19 protein-coding genes are annotated in these 19,718 nt (G+C 37.0%); 8 read left to right on the top strand and 11 right to left on the bottom strand.

Annotated features, from left to right (window positions below; translation table 11 throughout):
• Positions 1-87: 87 nt before the first annotated feature.
• Positions 88-1,179: a cysteine synthase family protein gene (locus tag FJR37_RS20325; protein WP_152608876.1), complete on the top strand. Its 1,092-nt coding sequence runs from the start codon at positions 88-90 to the stop codon at positions 1,177-1,179.
• A 98-nt stretch (positions 1,180-1,277) separates the two neighbouring features.
• Positions 1,278-2,579 carry a hypothetical protein gene (locus FJR37_RS20330; RefSeq protein WP_168466972.1) on the top strand — a complete coding sequence of 434 codons (1,302 nt, stop codon included), beginning with the start codon at positions 1,278-1,280 and terminating at the stop codon, positions 2,577-2,579.
• On the opposite strand, the gene rppB is transcribed toward FJR37_RS20330, so the two are convergent.
• The 3 genes from rppB to purH form a co-directional block, all read right to left on the bottom strand.
• A complete protein-coding gene (gene rppB, locus FJR37_RS20335) occupies positions 2,539-3,945 on the bottom strand; it encodes a two-component system sensor histidine kinase RppB (RefSeq protein WP_217355348.1) in 1,407 nt (468 codons plus the stop codon). The genes FJR37_RS20330 and rppB overlap by 41 nt on opposite strands.
• Positions 3,946-3,970: 25 nt before the next feature.
• Positions 3,971-4,657, bottom strand: a complete 687-nt coding sequence (gene rppA / locus FJR37_RS20340) for a two-component system response regulator RppA (RefSeq protein ID WP_039201808.1) — start codon at positions 4,655-4,657, stop codon at positions 3,971-3,973.
• Positions 4,658-5,046: 389 nt separating this feature from the next.
• Positions 5,047-6,570, bottom strand: coding sequence for a bifunctional phosphoribosylaminoimidazolecarboxamide formyltransferase/IMP cyclohydrolase (gene purH / locus FJR37_RS20345; protein ID WP_168466973.1), 1,524 nt, complete (start codon positions 6,568-6,570; stop codon positions 5,047-5,049).
• A gap of 319 nt (positions 6,571-6,889) precedes the next feature.
• Here purH and FJR37_RS20350 point away from each other — a divergent pair, with 319 nt between their 5' ends.
• Entirely contained in the window at positions 6,890-8,365 is a 1,476-nt protein-coding gene (locus tag FJR37_RS20350; RefSeq protein ID WP_168466974.1) for a site-2 protease family protein, read from the top strand.
• 167 nt (positions 8,366-8,532) lie between these two features.
• Here the strand turns inward: FJR37_RS20350 and FJR37_RS20355 are convergent, their stop codons facing one another.
• Positions 8,533-9,765, bottom strand: a complete 1,233-nt coding sequence (locus FJR37_RS20355; RefSeq protein ID WP_039201804.1) for a glycoside hydrolase family 10 protein — start codon at positions 9,763-9,765, stop codon at positions 8,533-8,535.
• 388 nt (positions 9,766-10,153) lie between these two features.
• Here FJR37_RS20355 and FJR37_RS20360 point away from each other — a divergent pair, with 388 nt between their 5' ends.
• From FJR37_RS20360 to FJR37_RS20370, 3 genes are read left to right on the top strand one after another with little or no spacing between them, the layout of a single operon-like run.
• Entirely contained in the window at positions 10,154-10,588 is a 435-nt protein-coding gene (locus FJR37_RS20360; RefSeq protein ID WP_039201802.1) for a hypothetical protein, read from the top strand.
• 18 nt (positions 10,589-10,606) lie between these two features.
• A complete protein-coding gene (locus tag FJR37_RS20365) occupies positions 10,607-10,837 on the top strand; it encodes a type II toxin-antitoxin system HicA family toxin (RefSeq protein WP_039201800.1) in 231 nt (76 codons plus the stop codon).
• Entirely contained in the window at positions 10,834-11,058 is a 225-nt protein-coding gene (locus FJR37_RS20370) for a type II toxin-antitoxin system HicB family antitoxin (protein ID WP_039201799.1), read from the top strand. The genes FJR37_RS20365 and FJR37_RS20370 overlap by 4 nt, the downstream gene beginning before the upstream one ends.
• A 61-nt stretch (positions 11,059-11,119) precedes the next feature.
• Here FJR37_RS20370 and FJR37_RS20375 read toward each other — a convergent pair whose 3' ends face one another.
• The 7 genes from FJR37_RS20375 to FJR37_RS20405 all read right to left on the bottom strand — a co-directional run bounded on the left by FJR37_RS20375 (position 11,120) and on the right by FJR37_RS20405 (position 17,754).
• A complete protein-coding gene (locus FJR37_RS20375; protein ID WP_039201798.1) occupies positions 11,120-12,250 on the bottom strand; it encodes a hypothetical protein in 1,131 nt (376 codons plus the stop codon).
• Between the two features lie 42 nt (positions 12,251-12,292).
• Entirely contained in the window at positions 12,293-13,504 is a 1,212-nt protein-coding gene (gene coaBC, locus FJR37_RS20380) for a bifunctional phosphopantothenoylcysteine decarboxylase/phosphopantothenate--cysteine ligase CoaBC (RefSeq protein WP_168466975.1), read from the bottom strand.
• Complete coding sequence (locus FJR37_RS20385) at positions 13,504-14,289, bottom strand: hypothetical protein (protein ID WP_168466976.1); 786 nt, start codon at positions 14,287-14,289, stop codon at positions 13,504-13,506. The genes coaBC and FJR37_RS20385 overlap by 1 nt, the downstream gene beginning before the upstream one ends.
• Positions 14,290-15,390 carry a DUF3696 domain-containing protein gene (locus FJR37_RS20390; protein WP_168466977.1) on the bottom strand — a complete coding sequence of 367 codons (1,101 nt, stop codon included), beginning with the start codon at positions 15,388-15,390 and terminating at the stop codon, positions 14,290-14,292.
• Positions 15,384-16,520 carry a DUF262 domain-containing protein gene (locus FJR37_RS20395; protein WP_168466978.1) on the bottom strand — a complete coding sequence of 379 codons (1,137 nt, stop codon included), beginning with the start codon at positions 16,518-16,520 and terminating at the stop codon, positions 15,384-15,386. Before FJR37_RS20395 ends, FJR37_RS20390 begins: the two co-directional genes overlap by 7 nt.
• 248 nt (positions 16,521-16,768) lie before the next feature.
• Entirely contained in the window at positions 16,769-16,981 is a 213-nt protein-coding gene (locus FJR37_RS20400; protein ID WP_027404889.1) for a DUF2555 domain-containing protein, read from the bottom strand.
• A gap of 146 nt (positions 16,982-17,127) precedes the next feature.
• Positions 17,128-17,754, bottom strand: coding sequence for an alpha/beta hydrolase (locus FJR37_RS20405; protein WP_168466979.1), 627 nt, complete (start codon positions 17,752-17,754; stop codon positions 17,128-17,130).
• 135 nt (positions 17,755-17,889) lie between these two features.
• Here FJR37_RS20405 and FJR37_RS20410 point away from each other — a divergent pair, with 135 nt between their 5' ends.
• Positions 17,890-18,033: a hypothetical protein gene (locus tag FJR37_RS20410; RefSeq protein ID WP_168466980.1), complete on the top strand. Its 144-nt coding sequence runs from the start codon at positions 17,890-17,892 to the stop codon at positions 18,031-18,033.
• 75 nt (positions 18,034-18,108) lie between these two features.
• Positions 18,109-19,713 (top strand): peptide ligase PGM1-related protein, encoded by a 1,605-nt coding sequence (locus FJR37_RS20415; RefSeq protein WP_168466981.1) that lies wholly within the window; start codon positions 18,109-18,111, stop codon positions 19,711-19,713.
• The last annotated feature ends 5 nt before the right edge of the window (positions 19,714-19,718 follow it).

A 19,718-nucleotide genomic window follows, 5' to 3' on the forward strand; every position in this document is an offset into this window, starting at 1 on the left:
AAGTGTAGGTAGTTCACATTGATAATTTCACCTTTATTTCATCTGGGGTTGGCATCTTGTGAGATGAACAGTATCGAGCTAATCACAATGCTTACTTACTCTCCAAACCCAACCTTCAGAACCAACTTGCCAAAATCACCCCTATTGGCAACGGTGACGGACGCACTAGGTAAAGTTCCTATTGTCCGATTAAATCGAATTCACCCAAGTTGTCAACAACATCATTTATATTTAAAACTAGAATCTTGTAATCCTGGTGGTAGTATTAAAGAAAAAAATGCGGCTTATCTGGTGAATGAAGCCGAAAAACAGGGTTTATTGCGAGCAGGTGGGACAATTATTGAATCTAGTTCTGGTAACTTTGGTATTGGGTTAGCAATTGTGGGCGCTACCAAGGGTTACAGGGTAATGATTGTGATTGATGCCAAAACCCCTGTCACCATGCGAAGAATGCTTAATGCCTACGGCGCAGAATTGGTAGAAGTGCCTTTAAGTGCTGCTGATGCTCAAGGTTCGATGCAGGTAGCAAGAATGACAAAGGCTCAGGAATTAGCCGCAAATATTCCTGATTCTTGGTATCCTTGTCAACATAAAAATCCTAGTAATACTGATGCCCATGAACTTTGGACGGCGCGGGAAATTGAAGAAGCTTTTGGTGGTGCGCCGGATGCTATTGTTATTGGAGTTAGCACAGCCGGACAATTAGGTGGTATTAGTCGCTACTTTAAAAAGTATTATCCCCAAACCAGAATTATTGGTGTAGATGTGGCAGGATCAGCAATTTTTGGTACTCCCAGACACCCCTACAAGATGACTGGACTGGGTTTATCTTTCGTTCCCCCCAATTTTGACCCACAGGTGTTAGATGCGGCTTATAGCGTGGATGATGCTTTGGCGTTTTCTGTTTGTCATGCTTTGGCTAAACAGGAAGGTATGCTTTTAGGTGCTTCCACTGGTGCAATTGTGGCCGCAGCTTTAGCAGATACTCAAAGATTTACTCAGCCTCAAACTATGTTACTACTTAATCCTGATCGGGGCGATCGCTATCTAGAAACAGTTTACAATGCTGATTGGTTAACAGCACAAGGAATTAACATCCTTCAAAATACCAATTTGATGGCAGCAATTGGGAATCTTCTACCTGTACCATGGGATATTGTCGGTAGGAGTCAAGTGTGATAGAGAGAATTTTTCTCACGCAGAGGCGCAGAGGCGCAAAGAGTAAGAGTTTATGGCGGGAATTTTTGCGCTTATTGCACACATAGGGTCGTGATGATATGAAATTAAAAGAAACTCAATCTCAAGCTGTTAGTTTAGGGAGTTTATGGCGGGAATTTTTGCCTTTGTCTCTCAGTGATGTAACTATGGCCTGTGGTGATCCGATGATGACCACTACATTGGCTTATCTTCCTGATGCTCAAAATAACTTAGCGGCTGTAGGTATTGCTAAATCTTTGGCGATATTTTTTGAAAGTCCGATTATTATGATTTTGCACGCTGCTAATGCTTTAGCTGGTTCTCAAGATTCACGGAAAGCATTATGGCGGTTTACATTATTTGTCGGTGCAGGATTAACTTGTTTATTGAGTTTGTTAGGATTACCGATCATTTTTAACTTTGTCGGGGTGAGTCTGTTGGGCATTCCATCAGCAATGTTGACTACAGTGAGTCAAGTATTATTACTAATGGGTGGTTGGCCATTTGCGATCGCCTGGCGGCGTTATTTTCAAGGGTTATTAATTTATCATGGTCAGTCTCGCGCTGTGGCAAAAGCCAGTATTTTCAGGTTATTTACATTAGCATTAGTCCTCACGGGTGGATTTTTCTTGCCCATATCTGGGGGTGTACTTGCTGGATTTGCCCTCATCAGTGGGGTGGTTGTCGAAGCAATAGCTGTAACAATTTTTGCTCGGCTTTCTGGTGCAACTTTACCGCCACAAATAGAACAACCTAATTTACCCCGTAACTTAGCACAGGTGTGGAAGTTCTATTTACCTTTAGCTAATTCTATGATGGTGGTTTGGGGCGGAAGGGCGATATTAATTAGCATTCTTGCCCGCGCTGAAGATTCGACAATTGCTATTGCTGCTTGGTCTGCGGCTTGGGGACTGGTTCTGGTAATTGCCAATTCTACCCGGATGGTACAGCAAATGGTGATTAAATATCGTCATCAAGTGAGCGATCGCCAATTGCTGAGTTTTGCTATCAGTGTCGGTGCTGCTTGTTCTAGCTTACTATTATTGATGAGTGTAACACCGATAGGCGATCGCATCGTTCAAAGTTTCATTGGTAATGATCTTACCTTAGCTAACAGCATCAAACCTGTACTTTTAATTTGTACAATTGTGCCATTATTTGTGGCTTTACAAAATGCAACTCAGGGGTTTTTAGTCAGTGAAAATCGCACAGGTCACGTCAATCTATCTACTTGGTTAGGAACAGGAACTTTATTAATAATTGCCACCTTTGCTATTAACAAGGGCATGAATGGGGCAATGGCCGCCGCTATTGCCATGATTACATCTATGTTAGTTGAAGTTACTTGTTTACTTTGGAAACGAGCGGCAAAATCACAGTAAATGTACTGCCCTTATTTACATGACTTTGTACTTCTAATTTACCTTTGTGAGTTTGGACAATAGCTAAAGTAATAGCTAAACCTAATCCCGAACCACCAGTATTGCGAGAACGATCTGCATTAACTCGATAAAAGCGCTCAAAGATGTGGGGAAGATCAGAATTAGAAATACCAATACCTGTATCTTTAATAGTAATTACACCTTGATGATCATTAGTTGTCAGATGAATATTTACTTCCCCAGATTCAGGAGTGTATTTAATGGCATTACCAACTAAATTCAACAACATTCGATAAATTTGACTTTCATTACCGTGAATATAGAAATCAGATTGATCAGGAATATGACTAGATAATAAAACTTGTGCATCCATAGCCATTGGCATTAATTCTTCTTCTACATCTGCAACTAAATCATTCAGACAAATTTGCTGTAACTTGGCTTCTTGTAATCCACTTTCTAATCTAGATAATAATAACAAATCCTGTGTTAATGTTACTAATCTTTTAATTTGTCTCTTCAATGCTTTTTGAGTTTCTGGGTTAATTGAATTTGTTTCGATAATTGTTTGTAAAGATGTAATAGGAGTTCTTAATTCATGTGCTGCGTCAGCGGTAAATTGTTGTAATTGTTGATATGATTTTTCAATTGGCTGCATAGCTAAACCTGCTAACCACCAACCTGCACCACCAATAATGATCATAGAAGAGGGAATACCCAATCCTAATAACCAATGTAAACTATTCATATAATCATTTAATCGTTGTACAGTTCGTCCAACTTGTAAATATCCCCATAATTGATTATTGTTGATTTTTAAGGGCATTAAATGTAAATGATATAGTTCACCATGACGATTTTTGATATCATAAGAATGATTGAGGTGAATATTATCGGGAAATTCATCTGGATTATTACCAATCGCAGCAGTTGCTTCTCCTGATAGTGTTAAAAATCTCAGATAATATCCTTCTGCTAATAAATTCAGTAAATCTGATTCTGATTTAATGGGTAAACAAGATTGTTGCTTTAAACAAAGTCCTGGTAAAGATTTTTGAGTAGTAATAGATAATTCTCCAGGAATTTTTAACTCTGTTTTTAATTGATCTTGAAATACCTTACCAAAAACTTCCAATTCTCGATCAACTGTGCGAGTAAAAGCTTGTATCATGACACTGTGAGCGATGCAACCACATAGTAATAAAGTTGATCCCATCACACCAGCATAGGTAAGGGCTAATTTTAACCGAGAATAATTGAATAGTGAATTATTAGGTATCCAACTTTGGATTTTACCTATCTTCTTCCTTTCTTCCTTCGTGTCCTTTCCTTCGGAACGCTTCGCTAACGCTGCTTCGTGGTTCATTTAATTAGTATTCTTATCTTATGCACTATCCACAAAAACGATAACCAAAACCTCGGATAGTTTCAATTGCTTTAGAAAAACCACATTCTGATAATTTGCGTCTTAGTAATCTTACTTGTGCAGCAACAACATTACTCACAGTATCACTTTCAAAATCCCACAATCTAGCGCGAATTTGGTCATGAGTTAATATTTGCTGAGGATGTTGCATAAAATATTCTAAAAGTTGAAATTCTTTAGCTGTGAGGATAATTGGTGAAGAATTTTCCGCTGCTAAATTCACAACTGAAAAATTACTATAATCTAAAATTAAAGAACCTACTTGTAATTGTGGTGGTTGAAAATTTGGTAATCTTCTTTGTAATGCTCTTACCCGCGCCAATAATTCTTCCATACCAAAAGGTTTCACAAGATAATCATCTGCACCTGCATCTAAACCCGTAACACGATCATTCATGCTATCTCTAGCTGTTAATAACATAATTGGTAATTGATTTTTTTGCGCTCTTAATCTTTTACACAGTTCCAATCCTGACAACTTTGGTAACATCCAATCTAAAATCGCAATTTCATATCTTTGAGGTATTGTCTGCAAATAATCCCAAGCAGTCTCTCCATCTTCCACCCAATCTACTATATAATCGCGTTGAATAAGAGCATTATGAATACCACTCCCTAAATCATGTTCATCTTCAACTAATAGTAACCGCATAATACTAATTATATATAAATCAGCACAGAATAATTATCATCTATATTTATCCGCGTTCATCTGCGTTTATCTGCGTTTAATTATTCTTAAAATTCTCTTCTATGCAGTCTCATCTTAATTTGGTATAAGTAAAAATTAAAAGTGTTTTACCAAATATTTCTAGCTTGTTGCTGATTATTTATTGTCAGAAAATTTTTATTCCCATTAAAAAACGCCTGGGAGTGTTGCCGTGTTTCCACCCCAGACGTTTTTTAAACTTGCTCCTCACACACAAATCTAATTTATCACCCTTTTCTGAAAATGGCAAGTACCCTAGACAACAATTTTAGAAATTGTTTGGAACAGGCAAGAGGCAAGAGGGAACAAGATTTTTACCAATTACCCATTACCTAATGCAAAAAGTGGCGTACACCAGTTAGAACCATTAATAAACCGAGTTCATTTGCGGCTTTGATAGAATCCTTATCCTTGAGACTGCCTCCGGGTTGGACAATGGCAGTGATTCCGGCTGCTGCGGCTGCTCTGACGGTATCATCGAAGGGGAAGAAGCCGTCACTAGCGAGGAATGCTCCTTGGGCTTTTTCCCCAGCTTGTTCGAGAGCGATTTTTGTCGAACCGACACGGTTCATTTGTCCAGCCCCGACACCTAAAGTTGTGCGATCGCTCGCAATGACGATAGCATTAGATTTAACGTGCTTGCAAACTTTCCAAGCAAACAGTAATTCTGCTAACTCCCAGGGAGTAGGTTGACGTTCAGTGACAACTTGCCATTGACTAGGATCAGCAATGATATCATCAGCAGATTGGACTAAAAAACCACCAGCTACAGCTTTCACCGTTTCCTTTAGTCCAGTCAGCAAATCTGGTAAAATCAAAACTCGGACATTGCCTTTTTTAGTTAAAATTTCCTGAGCTTCCTCGTCACAACCAGGAGCAACCACGCACTCTAAAAACGTCTTCGTTAATTCCGTCGCTGTCGCTGCATCAATAGGACGATTTAAAGCCACAATTCCCCCAAAAGCCGAGACAGAATCAGCATTAAAGGCTTTTTGATAAGCGTCAAAAATTGTATCTGCTTCCGCAGTTCCACAGGGATTAGTATGTTTGATAATTGTCGCCGCAGGACTGGTTGTAAATTCAGCAATTATCCGCCGTGCAGCTTCCAAATCTACCAAATTATTATAACTGAGTTCCTTACCTTGCAGTTTTGTCGCTGCTGCCCAACCTGTAGCTTCACTTCCCGTTTGATACCATGCTGCGGGTTGGTGAGGATTTTCTCCATAACGCAAAGATTGGAGTTGTGTACCGGAGATGGTAAATTCTTGTGCTTGTGTGCCAGCTAAATAAGATGCTATGGCATTATCATAACTAGCAGTATGTAAAAATCCCTTTAAGGCGCATTTTTGCCGAAACTCTAAAGATGCTGCTCCATTTTGGCGTAATTCTTGCAAATACTCACCATATTGGGCAGGATCACATAATACCGTCAAATGGGCGTAATTTTTGGAAGAAGCCCTTAACATAGCCGGGCCACCAATATCAATTTGTTCCACCGCGTCTGCTAGAGTCACACCTGGTTTAGCAATAGTTTCCGCAAAAGGATAAAGATTAACTACCACCAAATCAATGGGACGAATTTGATTATTTTCCAAATCCGTGACATCTTGAGCCACATCTCGCCGTGCTAAAATCCCCCCATGAATGCGAGGATGAAGAGTTTTCACCCGACCGCCTAAAATTTCCGGTGAACCCGTATAATCAGAAACCTTAGTAACTGGTATGCCGGCATCTTTCAGGGTTTTGGCTGTTCCCCCACTGCTGATAATATCAAAGCCAAATTCTTCAACCAAACTCCGGGCTAAATCAATTACACCAGTTTTATTAGATACACTCAGCAGGGCTAAACGCGCCATAATTTCCCAGATTCCTTTGGACTAAATTGCTTTCTGTGAAGAACATTTTACCGAAAGGGTGTTAAAAGTTCATACCAAATTAAGATGAAACTGCATGGAATCAGATTTATAAGATAATTAAACGCAGATGAACGCAGATAAACGCGGATGAATGAATTTGATGATTCTGTGCCGCCTCACATAAAAATCATCTAAAATAATTAGGGCTTTAACCTCAGAAAACTGGATAATTCGGGCAGAATCCAAACAAAGTTATGATGAATAGTGTATAGAAAACCGGACTTGTACTAGCTTCGGTCTCAATAGCAAAGGTTTAGAGATGTTTACTTCATCGGAAACTCCTATAATTGCAGCCATTGTGCTGATAGCGTCCGGCATTTTAGGCTGGGGCTTTTATCGTGCCAGACCTTTTGGTAAACTAGGCATCCTAGCCTGGTTACAATCAGTTGTCTTAATGACTCCCTGGCTTTTGTTCTTTGGATTATTTGCCGCTGGGATTTATATCAATATTGTTGGTATCTTGTCCTTGGTGGTAGCTTCCGCTGGATTGTATATTTTCCTCGGCAGAAAATTACGGGAAGCCGGTCAAGATGCTATTCTCAAGCAACGAGCAACAGAGCGACTTGCAGCCCAAGGTGATAAAGATAGTTCCGTTACAGTCCCAGAACTACAATTAGAACCAACGCCCATACCCGAAGCAGATTTAAGCCTGATTAGAGGCATTTTCGGCATTGACACATTTTTTGCCACAGAAACTATTCCCTACCAAGAAGGAGTGGTTTTTAAAGGCAATTTGCGGGGAGAACCAGAAGCGGTTCATAACCGACTAACAAAAAGTTTACAGGAACGCTTAGAAGATAAATATCGCCTATTTTTGGTAGAAAATACTGACGGCAAACCTGTTATCATTATTCTCCCTAGCCGCACTGACCCCCAACGCGCCCAGTTAGCACAAAAAGCTTTTGCAGTGATTTTGTTTATAGCAACTATCGCTACTAGCTTGGAGGTGGGAGGTATATTACAGAATTTCGATTTATTTAGTAACCCTGAACGCTTTGCAGAAGCTTTACCTATTGCTTTGGGTTTATCGGTAATTTTGATCTCTCATGAAGTTGGACATTGGTTGTTAGCGCGTCGTCACCAAGTTAAATTAAGTTGGCCGTTCTTTTTACCAGCGGTGCAAATTGGTTCTTTTGGGGCAATTACTAGGTTTGAATCCCTTGTCCCTAGCCGTAAAGCCTTATTTGATATTGCTTTGGCAGGACCCGCTTTTGGGGGGATTACTTCTTTGTTATTACTGGTGATAGGGTTGCTACTTTCTCACCCAGGGAGTTTATTCCAATTACCCAATCAGTTTTTCCAAGGTTCAATTTTAGTCGGTAGTTTGGCACGGGTTGTCCTTGGTTCGGCTTTACAATCTCCGGTGGTGAATATTCATCCTTTGGTAATTATTGGTTGGTTGGGATTAGTTATCACTGCGTTGAATTTAATGCCCGCTGGACAACTAGACGGGGGGCGAATTGTCCAAGCGATTTATGGACGCAAAACCGCAGGAAGAACCACTTTTGCCACGATAGTTTTACTGGCTATCGTATCATTAGGTAATCCTTTGGCGATGTATTGGGCAATTGTGATTTTGTTTTTACAACGCGATTTAGAGCGCCCCAGTTTGAATGAAATTAGTGAACCAGATGATGCTAGGGCGGCTTTATGTCTTTTGGCTTTGTTTTTGATGATTGCTACTCTTTTACCTTTAACTCCGGCTTTGGCTGGGCGTTTGGGTATCGGTAGTTAGGAATAGAAGAATTATCTCGTTCCCATACTCTGTGTGGAATGTGGGTTACAATTATCTCGTTCCCATACTCTGTGTGGGAAAGAATTACAGAAGGCTCTGCCTTCAATGAAAAAAGAGGCAGAGCCTCTTAATAGCATTCCCAGTCGGAGACTGGGAACGAGATATTATCAATTAGCAATTTTCGAGGGTTTCCAATTTGCTAATAGGTTGGGGTAATTGGTGGGTGTGGGGAAGATTTTGTGCCATGTTTGTTGGCGTTGTTGGGGTTTTTCTTGGCTCATGTTCCAGAGGGTTTCGTAGAAGAAGAAGGAAACGCCGGCAAATTTTCGCTCTCGCACTTTTTCTATTTGGGTTTTGATTTGTTCCATTGAAATTGAGCGATTTTTTAACCCACTTAAAATGCCAATGCTGACGGGAATATGAGTTTGGGCTTGTTTGACTTCTGGATATTCTAATTCGTTGATAAAGACGTTTAAATCATTGCGATAAATCTGTATAACTAGGTCTTCAACTATTCCCATTCTTTCCCATTTCTGCCAATCTGCAAGGAAGTATTCGTAGGAAAAACGCTGGGGATTAGGCGCAACGGAAACGATACAATCTTTTTTATTTGCTTTAATTGCTGTAAAGACTCGCTTCATAAATTCGGTAATTTTGTTCGCTCTCCAATTTACCCATTCTGGATCTTTGAAGTCTGCGGGAGGAAGTTTACCTTGGTGTTCTTTTTTGTATAATGCTGTGGTGTAGGCATCATATCCTAGTTCTGATGGTAATCCGAAATGGTCATCAAATTGAATCCCATCAATATTATAGTTTTTAACTATTTCTACAATCAAATCTTGGATAAATTGTTGCACTTCGGGACGAAAGGGATTTAACCAAACTCGGTTATGTGTTCCTTCTTTGACTATTTTTGTGCCATCTCTGCGGTTTGTCAACCAAGTAGGACGATTTTTAGCTAAAAGTGAATCAGCAGGTGCCATAAAGCCAAATTCAAACCAGGGAATCACTGTTAAATTTTGTTTATGACCCTCAGATATTACTTCTTTGAGCATATCCCGTTTTTGGAGTCCGGGGGTAGGGTCAACTGATTTACCAATGACTTTGGCTGCGACTTTGCTAGGATAAAGGGTATATCCCCAATTCCAGACAGCGGGATAAACGGTGTTAAAGTTGAGTTGATGTAATGTTCGTAAACTTTGTTTTAGACGATTACTTTCAAATAAAACATCACTATCAATATTTGTTAACCATACTCCTCGTAATTCTGTGGATTTAGGAATTTGAGCATTTAGGGGGAATGATAGCATCATGAAAGCAACCATACTCACGGCCATCATAGCTGCTAAAAATCCCAGTTTTCTAGTTTGACGTTGCCATTTTAGAAATATTTTTTTCATCGGTTATCCTATTTTGGATTGTTAAATTTACTGTATTATGCTTTGTAGTGTAATGCACCATTCTAAATCTTGACCTACTAAGTAGGTGGACACAATAAAACCAAACTGTGTAAAGAAACGTAAAATCGCTGAAAACTTCTTCACTCTTGCCTCTTGCCTCTTGCCTTTTGCCTTGCCATAACGACAATTTTCAACGCCAACCTACTTACATCGTTATAAGTCTCACAAAAATGCACAATCGGGCTTAAAAAAATGGCGTGTGATTTGTCTACGCAAATATAGTGTTTATTTATGACCCACAGTTACACAACGAAATACCAATGTATTTCCAAAGAAAATAAGCTAGAATCGGGACGACACGAAAGGACAGTGGGTGGAAAATATAAATATGGCAATTACAGTAGAAAAATCACTTAATTTGCAAAATGGTCCTAATTGGCCATCCTTTGAAAAGTTTCGCACAGAAGGTGGAAAAGCTCTTGAATCTGTAAAAAGTGGGACAGTTGCCACATTAAATACTAAAACTGGACAATACCGCATTCTTGAAGAACAGGATTTTCAAAGTCTATTAGGTTTAGCTCGTGATGTTGATCGTTTGCGCGGAGGGTTGCGTGTAATATCTCACTCTGTGCGTGTTGTACAAAAACATCGTGATGTTGAGAGCATTGATTTATTAATAGAAGCAATTGCTATGTTAGGAGGTTTACCCGAACTTCCAACTCGTAGTAGTTTCGGGCCTTTAATGCCAGAGGATGGTATAGATGTAGATGAGGATGATGAAGTAAATCTTGATCCCAATACAATCAAAAGACCTGAATTTTAATCAAAATTCTCAGCAGATATGCCAAAGAAAATTAGAGACTTGAAAAGTTTATTGTTACAGGCTGGGTTTGCTTATAAACCTGCCAAGGGAAGTCATAGCAAATGGATACATCCAAAATTATCACAAGCTATTATTATTGCAGGTAAAGACAGCAATGATGCTAAACTCTATTTAGAAAAGCAGGTAACGGAAGCATTAGCAGAACTAAAAAAGATTGAAGCAGATGAACAGGAGAAACCAAAAGAATGAAATATACAATAATTATTCAATGGTCTGAAGAAGATAAATGTTATGTAGTTTTATTACCTGATTTTACTAATGTAATGCAGCCTTGTACTCATGGCGAAACTTACGAAGAAGCTTTAAAAAATGGTCAGGAAGTCTTAGAAATGTTGATTGAGTCATGTTTAGAAGATGGTGAACTGCTTCCCGAACCGCAAGTTTTAGGCAATTTTTTGAAAGTGGCGTAATTTTTACATTGATGTAGGTTGGGTTGAATAAAATGAAACCCAACATTGATTAATTACAGCTTCAATAAATAAGTGTTCCTAAACAATCTTTGATAAAATCAATAATGATCTTAAAATCAACAAAATCATCAGCCTGTTTTCTTTCTTCACAAATCCATTTACAAAATTTCATTTTTTGAAATTCTTGAATTTGGTTTTCTTCTCCATACTCTCCATATTTGGTTTTTTGTACATAAAATTCTTCTGTAAATAAACAATCAGGAAATAGATTTTCAATACCTTTTTTGACTTTTCGATTCTTTTGTTGAGGTATTTTTCTGATTTTCAATAATTCATGATTTTCATTAGATTTACCAGTATCACAGTCATAGAGAAGTAATACTTTTCTAGTTAAGAATTTAGGGTTAGAAATCAGAACATCTCTAGTATTGTTCAATCCACCATCACCAGCATTTATACTTTTTCCTTTACCTATAGAAATTCCTACCCATTCAATATCAACCTGTACTAAAATTTCTTTTTCTCCTAGCAACTCTAAGGCTGTTTTAATATAAATTACATCAGTTTCTCCTTCTGTTAAAACTAAAGGTTTAGTACCTTTTTCGACAGTAGCTTGGACTTCATCTTTAACAGAATTTATTTTTTTACAATAGTCATAAAACATCCTTTGACCATGAACAGACATCAAATAACTACAGTAATCTTCCCAAACCTGAACAGACCAATGATTTAATGTTTCTCGAAGATATTGATAAGTAGGATTTTCTTTTCCATAACGATAATTTAAAAAATCATCAGGATAACAAAATGGTGTATGGGAGGGTATATTATGAAGTGCCATTATTCTTAATAAAGCAATTCCCTCACATTCCCACATTCTAAGGTGTTGAATGTCATAAGATAAATGAGCAGGATTAGAATAATCTGCAACAACAATAATACAAAATCCTAAATATAAAGGATTATTATATTCTCCTTTAAAATACCCTTTTTCAAACCCATCAATAATACCTTGTGCTTGATTGTCTTTTAAAACATTATCAATCCACCAATCAGGAATTTTTTCTTTATCATTAAATCCATAACCACACATCACCCAAAAACTACCCACAATGTTCTGAGGATACTCTTCAAGTAATGATATTGCTCTTGTAAAGCTAGGGATACCAATTTCAGGTAAATGCACAGTCATATTCAAAAATCCTAGTAAAAATAAAAATGTGATTTTATTCCATTAAACAACAAAATCAAATAAATAATGCGCCATTTCCAACTTAGAACAAGCCGGAATTTCTATCTCTCTTCCTGACCTATCTAAAAACACCGCTTGATTATTATCACTCCCAAAACCACTATCAACTTTATCAATAGGATTCGCTACAATCGCATCTAATTTCTTCCTTTGCAATTTCTCTCTCGCAGGAGTAATAATATCTCCAGTTTGTGCTGCAAAACCAATTAAATATTGATGGGGTTGTTTGCGATTTCCGATTTCAGCAACAATATCCGGTACTGCTGCTAGAGGAAGATTTTCGGGAAGCGATCGCTTGGGCAATTTTTCGTTACTATAATCTCTAGGCTTTACGTCTGCAACTGCGGCTGACATGATAATTATATCTGCATTGGTTAAATGCTTGAACATTACCTGCTGCATTTCCTCTGCACTCACAACTGCAATTGCTTCTACTCCCAAAGGTACATCCCAACTTGCTGGACAATGGACTAATATTACTTTTGCGCCTCGGTGCAGTCCTGCCTGTGCCAATGCTAAACCCATTTTACCAGTTGAGGGATTGCCAATAAATCGCACCGGATCTAAATATTCTCGCGTTCCCCCAGCACTGATTAAAACCTGTTTCCCTGCTAAATCTCTGTTTCCTTGGGTGTGTAATAAAGATTGAATATAAACAAATATTTCGGCGGCTTCTGCCATTCTACCAGCACCAATGCGATCGCACGCCAATAAACCAGAACCAGTTTCCATACCATAAAATCTACTATCTGTCAATAGCTGCCGCCAATTTCTTTGTACCGCCACCTGTTCCCACATATCTGTGTTCATGGCTGGTGCTAACAATACGGGACAGGTAGAAGCGAGGACTGTATTTGTTAGTAAATTATCTGCCATACCATAAGCTAACTTAGCTAAAGTATTAGCAGTTAAAGGCGCAATCACAATCAAATCAGCCCATTCACCCAACTCAATATGTAATGGACGAGCATAAATTGGTTGCCAAAAATCATCATCTATATAAGCTTGATGACGGGATAGAGTGGCTAAAGTTAAAGGAGTAATAAATTTTTGAGCAGATTTAGTGAGAATAACTCGCACTTCTAGCCCAGACTTAAACAGTGTAGAAACCAATTCACAAACTTTATAGGCGGCGATACCACCGCCTATAGCAATTAGGACTCTTTTTGATTGGGGATTTATAGATGATGGCATTATCTCTTTATTTTAATTAGTATTTTAGGAGGAACTTGATTTTCAGTAATCGGAAATCCATGATAGGTAGGATAACCCTGTTCATCAAAAGTATTATCTGAATGAAACACATAGAATTGATCTGTTTCTTTATGAAATCCATAACGTTTTTCACTATTTTCATTACTATTCCCCACAGAAATATTTAAAACTTTTTGAGCTTCTTTATCTGTTAAATTCATAGGAGTAGCATTTTCCCAATATCCTTTAGGATCATGTTTAGAATGAAGTTTATAACGAGGATATATTTTTCTAGCTTGTTTAATTTCAGTTAAATTTTTTATGCTTCTATTTTCTAGCGAACTTGTACCTTCTTGAAATTCAACTTCAATATTTTCTTGAATAAAATCAGGATTATTTTGTAAACTAATTAATATTCCTTGAAGTTGAGCAGCACCTGCTAATGAACTCGATGAAACATCTTGTTTTTGATAGTGACATTTACAATCATTTAATAAATTTTGTAAATCCACAAACGGACCGTTCCTTAAAAGTCTAAGTAAAATCTTTGCTATTGTTTGTTGATTCGTTTTTTGCGATTTAATTTTAGTAGAAAACCATTCCTGTAATGTTAAATTTGAAGATAATTTTTGAGAATAAAAACTACTATGAGTTTGGATAGGATCACCATTTTGAAGAACACTGATTTCTTGAATAATTTCTAAAATATTTTTCATTAATTCATCAGCTTCATAATCATTGGTAGCTTGTGCAATAAAAGCAAGCTCATTAATCAAAAAGTGCATTTATAATAACTCCATTAAATCCTTCTCAGCTTGATCAAAAAAACCATCCGGCCATTTATCAATTCCTCCATCTGGATAAATTCGAGGTGTAATGATATCTGTTGTTGGTTGTCCTTTTTTTAAATATCTTTCAAAGTAGTTAATTTGCACTTTCTCAGCATCTAGTTTATGATAACATACTGCTTTACGAATACCATTGAGAATATGATCACTATGAGTTTCTAAGATTATTTGAATACCACAATTTGCTGCTAATGCAATTAATTCTCCCATTTTAGATTGTCCTCTAGGATGAAGATGAGCTTCTGGATTTTCTAACAAAATCAATGTATCTGAAGTAGCAGACAATATGGCTACAATAATCGGTAAAATATAGGTAATTCCGAAACCTACATTAGTTGAACGATAAGAATTATTATCTTCATAGGAATACTGTAAATTTACTACATCCATTGCTGAATGTAGTTCTATATCAACTCTTGTTCCAGGACTAATTTCTCCTAACCAGGCTTCAACTTGACTTTTTAAACTATCAGACTGTGCTAATGGATGCGATAGTTGACTATGTGGAATTTTTTTATATTCATTTATATATAAGAAATGAGGAGTAAATTCACCTTGACTGCCAATTTGTTGATGTTGTCTAACTTTAAAATCGGACATTTGGAAATAATTTCTAGGCGCGATTCTTTCTGCTTTTAGGTAATGAAAGTTATCGTTAAAAAGTCCTGAGTTATAAACTGATCCATCAGCAATTGACAATGTAGATATTCGCATTATATCTGATTGTCGATCACAATCAAAAGTCCAAGTACCTTTAATATCATTATTCATGCCAACTTTTAAAGTTATTACATCCTCTTTAGCTCTCTTGAAAAGTACATCTTGTCCAGTACCTATAGATACTAAATCACCGTTTAATGCTAAACCTACCCTATCTAATAAATCATCCTGCTGAGAAGATTGACGTAATAGTAATAGAGATTGCAATACGGACGATTTACCAGTGCTATTTAAGCCAGTCAGTAGAGTTAATGGCTTTAAACAAAAAGACTGATTTTCAAATGGTTTAAAATTTTTTAAAGTTAAAGAATTTAGCATGATAAGACCTCTTGAACTATTTGATTAATTTGTTCAAACCGATATTGAACTTTATTAGCAGCTTGAGATATGGATTTATTAAAATCACTATCTTCTTGCATTTTTTGGATAAACTTTTCTTTTAATAATTCTTTTTGATTAATCAATATATTAATTTCTTGTGAGTTTAATTTACTTAAAGTAACTGACCATGCTTCAAAAAGAGATTTATTAACAGGAGAACTTGATGATTTACGAAAAGCAGTATTTCCAAAAATATTGTAAGCTGCTTGCATTGCTATAGTAAATTTATTGACTATGGTTTCTATCAAATTATAGTCTATTGTATTTAGTTGATTTATAGCTTCATTCAAAAAATATTTCCGTCCTTCTTTTTCTGGATAATGTTCATAAGTAGTTAAAGAAAAAGCTAGAAAGCCAAGTATAAATTCATGGTCATCCATACGTTTCTTCTTCTTTGGACTTAGATTTATTACTCTTTTAAATTCTGGTAAATTAGCAAGATTTTTGAGAATTTTTATCGGTTTACCCGGATTCATAGCTTGACGTAGTTCTTGAGGATTAAGAGGTAATCCTCCTGTGTTAACTCTGTCAAAAATATTATATTTGACTTTTTTAGGAGTTCCAGGTTCAATTAAATAAACTGTTAATTCTGTTTCATCTATTCGTCTTTGATAATGACGAGGTAAATCATTATATTTTTTGTTGTTTAAATCTGTAAGATATTGCAAGTCAGTTAATGTAAGTTCTTTATCAAGAATAAATTTTTTAAACGTATGAATTCTTTGTAAACCATCTACAATAATCCATTTATCATCATCTGTTGCATCTATATAAAATGCTGGTAGTGGAATCCGAATTAAAAGAGATTCAATTAAGCGACTTTTAGCTTTAGTAGTCCAAATATCAGATTGTCGCTGAAAATCAGGTGCTAAATCAATCTCATCATATTCAATTCTTTTAAGTAGTAGATCCATTGTCATAGGTTTGGTTTTAACCCTAATCTGTGTTGGATCAAATGGTTCTAAATTTTCATCACCATCATCTTGTTCAAAATTAGAATCATCATCTAAATCATCTTCTTGATCTAGCAATTCCATCTGTTGATTATTGAGTTTATTTGTTTCCATTATGACAAATGCTACTAAAAATTTACTTAGGCAGAATTAGATATCATTAAATCATAATACCAAATAAATTATCTGGGCGTTGATTGAATAGAATTTCCAACGACTTATGAACAGTAATTTCACTTGGTAGTAAAAGTTTTATTAAATTGGCTATCGAAGCAAAACGCATCTAAATTAAATTATGCAAGCAAGATCAGGATTTAGCATGGCTAAACCCTGAGCGACTCCTGAATTTTTCCCTACAATCTTTAGGCTTCGTCGTAAGCTTCTAAATCTAAGAGGTGGATATAGGCTTCAACTAACTCTGGACGCTGAAAAGCGATCGCCCGCAGTAGATGCCAATCATTCAAACCCTCAAAAGCATTACTATAATTATCTAGTTCCAGACGTGTAGCCAAATCCCTTACCTCTGTTGTCGTCATAGCAGAAATTTCTGTTTTGGAAATGCTTAGAGTTTTCATAATGCTTGCCCCTCCCTTTTGCAGCGCTTACATTCAGCTTAGGGTGGAGTTGCTTCCACCTGTTCTATCTTACTCATTAACGAGCATGAAATTTGTAAAAATTCTTGTGATTTTTACCAGAATTTGGAAAATTTTTGTAACTAAACCTAACCAATTGTGTTAAGAACAAAAGTTCGTAGCACTTCTAACATTTGTAAATTAATTTCATGTCCCGTTGCAAATTCATGATACTCCACAGCTACGCCTAGAGATTGTGCCATTTCTCTGGACTTAATCGCCGCTTGCAGGGGAACAACTTCATCCCTTGTACCGTGCATGATTAATGTCGGCGGAAAATTGCCTTGATTCAGCGTTGCCACAGTAGGATGTAAATAGCCACTCATCACTACTAATCCAGCCAAGGGTAAGCTTAATCCTACATCTAAAGTCATTGCCCCACCTTGAGAAAATCCGCTCAAAATTGTGCGTGATAACGGTACACCCGTATTACTTTCTAAAGAGAGCAACCAATCTATGAGTAGTTGTTTACTTTGGGTTAATCCATCATACATATTTTCTGTCCGCAGATCATACCATGCCTTACCCGTATCAGCATAAGGATAAGGATAGGGAGCATTGGGGAGGAGAAATTCGTAATCAGGTAAATTGACATAAGGAATCAAAGATGCAACATCTTGGGCATTTGCACCCCAACCATGTAAAGTGACGATTAAAGCATCTGGTGTTTTTCCTGCTGGTGGAGAAACTCTAATGAAGTCTAATGTTTGAGTCATGGGTAATTGAGTTAAGAATTAATGCAGATACAGTATACCGCGTCTTAATCCAGTACACATTTCCTAACTTTTTTCGTTCTTCTGGAAGTTTTTATATTTTGCCGTATTCACAGAGTGATATTGCATAATGACAGCATGAATTATGCTTTGCGCCAAGAAGCAAAGGCGCAAAGTTTAATACCAATTTTATGTGAGGTTACACAGAATTATGAAATCCATGAATTCATCCGTCTTTATCGGCGGTCAATAAGTCCCGAAATTTTATTCTATGCAGCTTAATCTTAATTTACACTCTCCCTTGGGGTATATATTAAATAGGGAAGTAAAATAAAAAAATAATATTGGGATGGGGATATGGTGACATTAAATATTGATGATTTACAAGAAGTTGATAAATTTCGGAATTTACAATTAACATTACGCGATCGCTGGCAAACTAGCGAATTATTCGACAATAGTGAAGCGGATATTTTAATTATTCCTTCCTTGAGTATAGATCAAGGAGAATTACTCAAGATAGAAGGATGTGAGCATTATGAAGAAAGATTACTTTTTTCATTAATGCGGTTAAGAAATCCCCGGACTAGGTTAATTTATGTGACATCAATGCCACTGCATCCTAGTATTATTGATTATTATCTGCAACTACTTCCGGGCATTCCTTTTTCTCATGCTCGTCATCGCTTATTATTACTTTCTACCTATGATGCTTCTTTAAAACCCCTCAGTCAAAAAATATTAGAACGGCCTCGGTTATTAGAAAGAATTCACAAAGCTTTGCGACTAGATAAAGCTTTCATGGTATGTTATAATTCCACTTTTTGGGAAGCGCAATTATCTTTAAAGTTGGGTGTACCTTTATATGCTGCTGCACCAGATTTGCAAATTTGGGGAACAAAGAGCGGCAGTAGACAGATTTTTCAAGAAAGTAATGTCCCACTTCCCGACGGTAGTGAGTTAGTCAGAAATTGCGAAGACTTAGCAAATGTTGCGGCTGATTTGTGGGAACGTCAACCGACATTACAAAGAATGGTAATTAAGTTGAATGAAGGTTTTTCTGGGGAAGGGAATGCACTGTTAGATCTACGGGAAATAATGGATGTTGCACCGGGAAAAGCTGATCATAGTCAAAGAGTAACAGCAATTAGCGATCGCTTTCTGCATTTACGGTTTCAATCTTTACAAGAAACCTGGGCAAATTTTTCTCGGCGCATTCCTGAATTAGGGGCAATAGTGGAAGCTTTTATCGAGGGAGAAATCAAGCATTCTCCCAGTGTCCAAGGCAGAATTACACCCAATGGAGAAGTAGAAATTATTTCTACCCATGACCAAATTTTAGGCGGACCTGACGGACAAATTTATATAGGTTGTCGCTTTCCTGCGGATGCAAATTATCGCTGTGAATTACAGGAATTAGGTTTAAGAGTTGGGAATAAATTAGCGGAAAAAGGAGCTTTAGAAAGATTTGCCGTTGATTTTGTCACTGTAGATCGAGGTCATGGTAAATGGGATATTCAAGCCATTGAAATTAATCTTCGTAAAGGGGGAACAACTCACCCATTTATGACTTTAAAATTACTAACTAATGGACGTTATGATTTATCCACTGGATTATTTTATAGTCAACAAGGCAGACCTAAATATTATATTGCCACAGATAATTTACAAAAACCTAGTTATCAGGGATTATTACCTAATGACTTAATGGATATTATCGCTCACCACAGGTTACATTTTGATAGCGGCACAGAAACAGGTACAGTTTTTCATCTCATGGGTTGTCTTTCCCAATTTGGTAAATTAGGATTAACCAGTATTGGTGATTCACCCCAAGAAGCGGAAGATATTTATCACAAGGTTATTGAGGTTCTTGATCAAGAAACCAGCGGTGATCATAATAATCATTCTATCTTTACTGATTATAATTTTCCCATCACTGGAGATGGATATAGTTGTTAAATCAG

This window comes from Aphanizomenon sp. UHCC 0183 (assembly GCF_009712065.1).
In the GTDB taxonomy this organism is placed as follows: Bacteria; Cyanobacteriota; Cyanobacteriia; order Cyanobacteriales; family Nostocaceae; genus Dolichospermum; species Dolichospermum heterosporum.